The following is a 7,820-nucleotide window of genomic DNA, read 5'->3' on the forward strand; positions in this document are numbered from 1 at the left end:
CCCACTCGGCCGGTCTGGGTGTAGAGGACGCCCTGCAATTGCTGGTCGCGATAGTCGTAGTAGAAGCCCGACAGGTTTACGCGCAGGGTGCGGTCGAAGAACTCGGATTTCACGCCGGCCTCATAGGCGTAGAGCGTTTCGGGCGTGAACGGCTCGAGCTGCTGGGGCAGGCCGCTGTTGTAGGTGGTGAAGCCGCCGGACTTCACACCCCGAGCGGCGCTGGCGAACAGCAGGATGTCGTCGCTGGCCTTGTACTCCAGGCCGATCTTGCCCGACCACTCGCCCATCGACTGCTCGGCGTCGGTCGAGGCCAACCGGCTGGGGACCGGGGCCAGGACCTGGGTGAGGAAGTCCTTCAGCTCGCGCGTCTCGTCCTCGTAGCGCAGGCCGGCCGACACGGTCAGGCGGTCGGTCAGGTCATAATCGAGGTTGCCGAACACGCCGGTCGTCTGGACCTCCTGGGTGTAGCTGGTGCTCATCCAGTTGCGCAGGCTCGAGGCTTCCGAGAAGTCCGAGTAGAACCCGCCATCGACGGTCTCGGTCGAGTGGTAGAGCCCCGCCAGCCAGCGGAACGGGCCCTCGGCTGGCGACACCAGCCGCACTTCCTGCGACAGGGTCTCGATGTCGTTGAAGAAGAAGGTGCCGGCTTCGTTGGAGGCCGTGGCGTCCCAGTCGTTGAACTCGCGCCGGTCCAAGGTCTCGTAGGCGAGAACGGCGGTCAGCGCCGCCCAGCCGAAATCGTGGCGCAGGCGGGCGTTCGCGCCCCAACCTTCGTTGTCGCGGAACGGCTTGGCGCCTGGCGACACCCCGATCAGGTTAGCGAAGTAGGGACTGATGCCCCAACCCGTGATCCGGTGCTCGCTGTCGATCGGATAGAGGCGGCCGATCGGTGGATAGTTGTGCGACTGGAACGGCCGAGTGACGAGGCGCAGTCCCAAACCGTCCGACTGGTCGCGGTTGTAGCGGAGCGAGCCGTCGATCTGGGTGGTGTCGCTAAGTTGCCAGTCGAGGCGTAGGCGCACCGCCCAGCGGTCCTTGTCGCCCAGCGCCTCGCCGGTGTCGCGGTGGTACTGCCAGGCGCCGCCCTGATCGACTGTCGCGGCCAGGCGCGCCGACAGCGTCTCAGTGAGCGGGCCAGAGACGAAGCCGTCGGCGTGAAAGGCGTTGAAGCGACCGTAGGAGGCGTTGACGCCGGCGTCGAACTCGCGCGTCGGGCCGTTGGTGATGATGCTGACCGCGCCGCCGGTGGTGTTGCGGCCGTAGAGGATGCCCTGGGGTCCGCGCAGCACCTCGATCCGCGAGACATCGAACAGCGCGCCCTGAGTCATGGAGCCGTAGGGATAGGCGACCTCGTCGATATAGACGCCGACCGTCGAGGTGTTGTTGGCGGCGTAGTCGGTCATGCCGACGCCGCGGATCCGAAACTGCGGCTGGCCGCCGCCCAACTGGCTGGTCACCTCCAGGCTAGGGACGCTGTTTTCCAGATCGTTGACTGTCTGGATGTTGCGACGCTCCATGTCCGCGCCGCTGATCACGGTCAGAGCCGTGGCGACTTTCTGCTCGGACTCGGCCCGGCGTCGGGCCGTGACGATCAACTCATCGACCTGGGAGATCGCGGCGTCCGCGGCCCACGCGGGCATGGCCGCGGCGCTCGCACCGGCAAGCAGAATGGCGGCGAGCGCCGTTTTTGGCTTCACTTTCATGTATATCCCCGCCCGAACTGGCCCTAGATAAAATCAGTTGTTCGATGCGGGATGGCTATATTTGTGGCCTGCAATACTTTGATGACGCACATTGGTATGCGAGAAAAAATAACGACTGTTCGGTCGCTAGGCGCGGGGAGCCAGGCAGTGCGCCGCTTCGCGAAGTTGGGCTTCGGTGGTGGTGGCGTCCGCAGGCTGCAAGGTCGAGTTGAGCAGGGCTCGGCCCTTGATCCAGATCGCGAAATGGGCGGCGCTCTGCCGAGTCAAGGCGAACTGCGGCGGCCAGACGGCCTCTCGGCGCGCGAAGGTGCCGCCGCCCTCGGGGCCGCGCAACAGCAGGGCTAGGTCTTGGAAGGCGGCGTCCCGCCGCGCCAGGACGCAGATCTGGGCGATCAGCCTAGCGTACTTCACATAGAACCCCGTCTCGCCTGGCGAGGCGGCGGGGGCCAGCTTCAGGGTCTGGCCCATCAACCTCGCCCAGGCGTCGAGATCAGCCGGCCGCTCCTGCTCGAGGGGTCTGCGCCCATCGAGATAGGGTGGAATCTCGCGGAACACGCTGTGCCAGACCGCCTGCGCCAGGAACGTACGCATGTCGCCAAAATGATAGAGGATGGTGGACGTCGAAGCCTTGACGTGTTGGGTGACCGAGCGGTTGGTGACCGCGCCGATGCCGCCCTCCATGATCAGGTCCGCCGCGAAGTCGAGAAGGCGTAGCGGCATCGATCCGGCCTGAAACGACTTCCCCGGCGGCTCAGGTGGCGCGAGTCGCGCCACGACCCAGTTGAGCACCGTCATCGGGGGCGCCGGCCCATCCAGGTCATCGACCAGCAGGCCGTTCAGGGTTTCCTGCAGCAACAGCTCGTAGTCTAGGCGCCATCCAAGCGCGCAGGCGTAAAACTCTTCCATGACGAGATACGGGAAGAAGACCGGCCCGAGGCGCGCAAGGCCCGCTCCGGGCTCCAGCACCGCCGACCAGGTTGTCGCGCGCAGTTCGGCCCAAGCGGTGAGCTGGGGGAGCGCGATGGCGCTGGCCTCAGGGTCAGTCACGAACTCCTCCCAGACCCTGACGAAGCTGAGGGATGGCGCCGTGCGGCCGACGATGTATCGCGTGGCGATGGCGCGAAGGCTGAAGTGGTCGATGGGGACGCCGTCGACCTCGGCGAGAAACCGCTGGTGATACGCTTCGTCCGCGGCCATTGCCGCTTCGGCCACGGCGCGCAGCAAGCCCGCTTTGCTGTGAAACTGGTTGACGATGACGGTCGTGCTCTTGCCGATCGCCTGTGCCAAGTCACGGATCGAGAGCGTCGCCAGACCTTGCTCGGCGATGATGGTGATCGCTGCGTCGACGGCTTGCGCCCGCAGGGCGTCCTTGCCGTCGTTTCCCAAGTCCCGCGTGAGCGATAACTGCGCCATCCGTCTTGAATGACCCGTCGAGAGCTCGCCGTCGAGGGGGCTCGGCCGAGCGCCCTGCCGAGGATTGTGGGCCTCAAACTCCACCCAGAGCCCGTAGGTAGGCGCGAATTCTCGGGGTTCGGCCAGAGGCAAGTTCTAGGTGACGCCAAGCGTCCTGAATTAACGAGCGCCCGGCGTTGCCGCCGGGCGCTGGCCTCAGTCTAAAAGCGGGTCCGGACACCGAACACGAAGTTACGGCCGCGCTGAGGGGCCAATGTGCTCAAGAACGACGTGTGGCTGAGCGCCGTCTCGTCCAGGAGATTCGTGGCGCGGACATAGATCTGGCTCTCCGTTGAGAGTGGCAGGTCATAGGCCAGGGTGGCGTTGACCATGTCGTAGCCCGGGGTCTCGCGTTCGAAGGCTGCGATCTCGTCCTGCTTGAAGACGCGGACATACTCCAGTGAGCCTGACCAGTCCCCCTGTGCGCCGTTGATCCGGGCGCCCAGGCGTGCCGGGGCGATGCGCGGCAGATTGCCCCCGCCGTCACTGAGCTTGGCGCGCACATAGTCGCTAAAGACCGTGGCCGACCAAGCTGAGGTGAAGCGGTGGGTCGCTTCGGCCTCGAAGCCGGTGAAGACGGCGTCGCGCTGGGTGTACTGGATCAGACGGAAGTCCTCGAACTGATCCACGGTGTTGGCGAAGATGTATCCGTCATAGTCGTAGCGGTAGGCCGCGGCCGAGAAGGTGGTCCGCCCCTCTGTCTTGCGCAGGGCAAGTTCTAGCGAGAGGGCGGTCTCGACATCCATTTGGGACCCGCCCATCTCATAGGTGTTTGTCGCAAGGTGGACGCCGCGAGCATAAAGCTCCTGCACGCTTGGCGCGCGCTGGGAACGGGCGGCGGTGACGGAGATCGAGTAGCCGGGATTGAACTGCCAGCTGGCCCCGAGCGAGGCGGAGAAAGGCTGGTGCTCGCGCTTGGGCCAACGGGTCAGATTGGTCGCGCCGGGCACGCGGGTCTTTTGCCACTCCTGGCGCAGGGCCCCCTCCAATCGCCAATCTCCGACGTCCAGCGTCTCGAGCACGAACAGGGCCTGGCTTTCCATCAGACTGCGGGGGATGAAGCCCTCGCGACCGACGGCGGCGAAGTCGCTGCGACTCGCCTGGACTCCCACGACGCCGCGCAGGCCGCCAATGGGTTTGTGCTGGGCCTCCACGCGCAGGTCATAGCCCTCATTGCTGAAGGTGGTCCCGGTGACCCCGTCCTCGATTTCGTAGTGGCGGTAGTCGGTGACGGCGCCGCGTAGACGAATGCGCTCGATCCCAGCGAAGGGGTCATTGATCTCGCCGCGAAGGTCGAGTCGGCGGCTCAGGAGGTCGACGACGGGGATTTCGTCGTGGTCGTGGCCATGGTCATGATCATGCTCTCCCTCCGCGTGATCGTGGCCGCCGCAGTGGAGGCTCGATCCATGCGGATGGCAGTCTTCGTACTCATGGGTGTGACCAGGCAGGCCATAGTCGCTGGTCTGTTCGGTGTAGGCCGCGCCTAGATAGCCCCGGTCGCCGATCCAGGAGACGCCGGCGGTGAAGCTGCGGCTCTTGCTGAACGAGCCGGCGAGGGTGTCGAAAGCCTCGGGGGCGGCATGGTCCTCCTCGCCCGCGGCCTCGTCGTGATCGTGCGCCGGCGGTCGATAGCGGGGAACATCATAGTCGCTCGTGCGGCGGCTGACGCCTTCCAGGCGAAAGGCGAGGGGGCCTGCGCCGAGGGTCACGCCCAATACGGCGCTGCGTTCGTTGTCGGCCGTGCCCAGCCGCCCCTCGGCGACGCCGTGCAGTCCAGCCTCTGGAATCCGCGTGGGGATTTTCGTGTCGAGCAGGTTCACCGCACCGCCAATGGCCCCGCCGCCATAGATGAGGGCGCTGGGACCGCGCAGGATTTCGACGCCTTCCAGCAGCAAGGGATCGCCGGTGATGGCGTGATCTGGGGAGACCTCGGAGGCGTCGAGCAGGGCCGCGCCGTCCGACAGGGCGCGGACCCGCGGCGCGGTCTGGCCGCGTATCACCGGCCGGCTGGCGCCGCCGCCGAACGGATCAGAAGTGACGCCAGGCAGGCCGTTCAGGGTCTCCCCAAGGGTCGATTGGCGGCGCTGGACCAGTTCGTCTCCAGCTAGGATCGCGACATTCGAGATCACGTCGGCATGGGAGCGAAGCAGGGGGTCGGCCGTGACCGTCAAGGCCTGCACTTCCGGCGCCCGGCGGTTGGATTGGGCCTCTTGCGCTACCGCCGCGCTGGCGAGGACGCTGAAACTGGCGGCGGCAAGGAGGAGGGAGCGTTGTTGCATCTTGGAGACCCCGACAAAAAGAAGAAACAGCGCCACTACGTTATAACATAACATCACGCAATGTCGGATGTCGCAGGTCCAATCTTGGAAAGTCCCGCCGATGCGCTTCAGCGCCGGATCTGGCTGGCCGTGTCTCAGCGGTTCACCGAATGCCAGAGCGGTGGGCTGACACAGGCCGATCTCGGCCGGGCGCTAGGTGCGCCACGTAGCCAGGTGAACGTCTGGCTGAAGAGCCCGGAACGCATGACCCTGAAGGCGGCCGGGCGACTGTTGGCCGCCATGGACGCCGAGGTTCTCGTGGCGGTGCGGACCAGGGAAGAGACCGTGAGGTCGGCGTCATGACCTCGGCCCTATTTCGCTACTTGGAGCAACTCCAGGGTCAGACACCGTGGGGCGATTTCCTGGACGCCGGGACAGGTGTGAATTCGGCGCTTTGGTCGACGGCTCTGCCTCTCCGTTCGTGGGCGGGGGTCAGCGGCGCGGCAGGCCACCTTGCCCAGGTCAAGAACCGGCTCTCCGACGTGTCGACAGCCGAGCATAGACTGTTGTTGGGCAACTGGACCGATCCACGTCTGCTGGCCGGCGAGGGATTCGACACCGTGTTGGCGGACTACTTGGTGGGAGCGATCGAGGGGTTCTCACCCTACTTTCAGCCAGAGATCTTCCGGCGACTTCGGCCGCTTGTTCGGGGCCGGCTCTATGTGATCGGGGTGGATCCCTATGTCGTGGGCGCAGCGATCTCCGACGCGGAACGGCTGGTCCGCGCCATCGGGCGGCTGCGCGATTCCATCCTGCTGTTGGCCGACGAGGCGCCCTATCGAGAGTATCCCGCAGAATGGACGGCCAGGACGCTGGATCAGTCCGGCTTTGAGGTGGTCTCGGCGCGGCGGTTCCCCAATCGCTATCACGAGAAATGGATTCACGGTCAGCTCGACATGGCGATCCGACGGCTTGGCAAGGTGGATCCGGGCCTTGCCCAGCCCCTAGCAACCAGGATCCAGGATTTGCGGTATGAAGCCTGCGAGGTCTGCCGTAGGGAGGGAGGCCTGCGAAGCGGCTGCGACTACGTGATCGAGGCGAGGGTTTCCGGGAGCAACTAAGCGCCTCAAGCCTGAGCCTCACCTGCGCAGCTTGCTCGGAGAGCGGACAATTCAGCATCGCTGGCGCGTCGCCCGATAGCTGACTTCGACCAAGCCAGGCGCCGAATTTGCGTCTACGGATCGACGTCAATATTCGCGTGCAAATCGGGTGCAGTGATAAACGGGTCATGAAGTGTCGAAGAACGGCGGGTGATCTCGCCGCTCCGAGGTGTTGAAATATGAAGAGAAGTCATTGAAAAATAAGCATCATTTGCTTAGTGTGGCGCCGATGATGGACTGGACAGATTAGTCAGTTTTTTCAGTTACTTAGTTGGGAGTGTGTGCGGAATTTGCACACCGAAAATACACGTTCTTGTCTGCTTTCGTTCCTACGATCGGTGGCGATGCGCTCGCCTGTTCTTCGCCGTTATTGGCGACGAGGCGCGGCGCCCGCCGGTCCATCGCGGACGCCCGATTGTTTGGCCCACTAACTTATGCTGCGATGGGGCGAGCGACGGTCCTGGAAGTCGAAGTGCGGCTCCGCCTGAGGTGCGCGGCATACGTTCGAATCGTGCCCGGGGCACCTACGCTAGAGCGCGACAGGGTATCCAGCGTCGCGCTGGCATATCCGGATCGGGCTCTTTTGAGGCCTTGGCAGGGTCCGCTTCCAGGCAGCGAGCTACAGGTATGGCCGGACCTGGCTCATTGCGGTCCCTTCGGAAGATTCGCTCTCCGGACCCAGATCGGCTGGGCCGCATTGAGCCCATTCCGGCTCCTGGCCGTCATTCTCGACGTCCGCTGGAAGACTGCCTCCCGGGCCTGTTCACGTGGCGTCGTTCGCCTCACCCTCTTCGAGTACGGACTGAAGCTCTTCAGGGTTGAGGAGCGTGGGCGTCTTCCAAGCTGGCTTCCCGTCTTCAGGCGACCAGCCGTAGGCACGCAACTGGTCCGGCGTGAGTGTCTTCACAAGCTCGACCAGGCCGCGGCAGGCGATAGCGCTGTAGAGCGGCAGCTCGGTTGCCCAAGGCTTCTCAAAACCAACGAACATGGTCCCGCCCGCGACCGACGCCGACACGAAGACGGCCAGCGTTTCGCGCTCTTGGGCGGAGAGGAGCGGGTTGATCTCGGCGAATAGCTGGGTGAGCGTTCGACGCTCCAGGATGTAGATGCTGTCCACCACCTTCGCGATGAGCGGATCGTGGTTGGCGAGCACCCAAAGGTGCGGAAACAGCCGTGTCGTCTTCTTCGTCTGGATATCGTCCAGGAGCAGCCGGATAAAGCGTTCGAGCTTCTGTTCGGCGGTCAAG

At 64.8% G+C, this 7,820-nt stretch carries 6 protein-coding genes; 2 read left to right on the forward strand and 4 right to left on the reverse strand.

All coding sequences use genetic code 11. The features are described from left to right. The 3 genes from Q7T84_RS15110 to Q7T84_RS15120 form a co-directional block, all read right to left on the reverse strand. A partial coding sequence (locus Q7T84_RS15110; RefSeq protein ID WP_304810428.1) for a TonB-dependent receptor occupies positions 1-1,703 on the reverse strand: 1,703 nt, incomplete at its 3' end. A 126-nt stretch (positions 1,704-1,829) separates the two neighbouring features. After that, positions 1,830-3,116 (reverse strand): TetR/AcrR family transcriptional regulator, encoded by a 1,287-nt coding sequence (locus Q7T84_RS15115; protein ID WP_304810433.1) that lies wholly within the window; start codon positions 3,114-3,116, stop codon positions 1,830-1,832. A gap of 200 nt (positions 3,117-3,316) precedes the next feature. Next, entirely contained in the window at positions 3,317-5,434 is a 2,118-nt protein-coding gene (locus Q7T84_RS15120) for a TonB-dependent receptor domain-containing protein (RefSeq protein WP_304810435.1), read from the reverse strand. 84 nt (positions 5,435-5,518) lie between these two features. Between Q7T84_RS15120 and Q7T84_RS15125 the strand changes: the two genes are divergently transcribed. Beyond that, positions 5,519-5,776, forward strand: a complete 258-nt coding sequence (locus tag Q7T84_RS15125) for a hypothetical protein (protein ID WP_304810437.1) — start codon at positions 5,519-5,521, stop codon at positions 5,774-5,776. Then, positions 5,773-6,534, forward strand: a complete 762-nt coding sequence (locus Q7T84_RS15130) for a hypothetical protein (RefSeq protein WP_304810439.1) — start codon at positions 5,773-5,775, stop codon at positions 6,532-6,534. The genes Q7T84_RS15125 and Q7T84_RS15130 overlap by 4 nt, the downstream gene beginning before the upstream one ends. Before the next feature lie 802 nt (positions 6,535-7,336). On the opposite strand, the gene Q7T84_RS15135 is transcribed toward Q7T84_RS15130, so the two are convergent. Next, a partial coding sequence (locus tag Q7T84_RS15135; protein ID WP_304810441.1) for a TetR family transcriptional regulator C-terminal domain-containing protein occupies positions 7,337-7,820 on the reverse strand: 484 nt, incomplete at its 5' end.

The sequence above is a fragment of the Phenylobacterium sp. genome, from assembly GCF_030654915.1.
Classification (GTDB): domain Bacteria; phylum Pseudomonadota; class Alphaproteobacteria; order Caulobacterales; family Caulobacteraceae; genus Phenylobacterium.

Bases quoted from the DNA above. Each gene is read 5' to 3' on its own strand.
- Q7T84_RS15115 (WP_304810433.1), bottom strand. From the start codon at position 3,116: ATGGCGCAGTTATCGCTCACGCGGGACTTGGGAAACGACGGCAAGGAC.
- Q7T84_RS15120 (WP_304810435.1), bottom strand. From the start codon at position 5,434: ATGCAACAACGCTCCCTCCTCCTTGCCGCCGCCAGTTTCAGCGTCCTC.
- Q7T84_RS15130 (WP_304810439.1), top strand. From the start codon at position 5,773: ATGACCTCGGCCCTATTTCGCTACTTGGAGCAACTCCAGGGTCAGACA.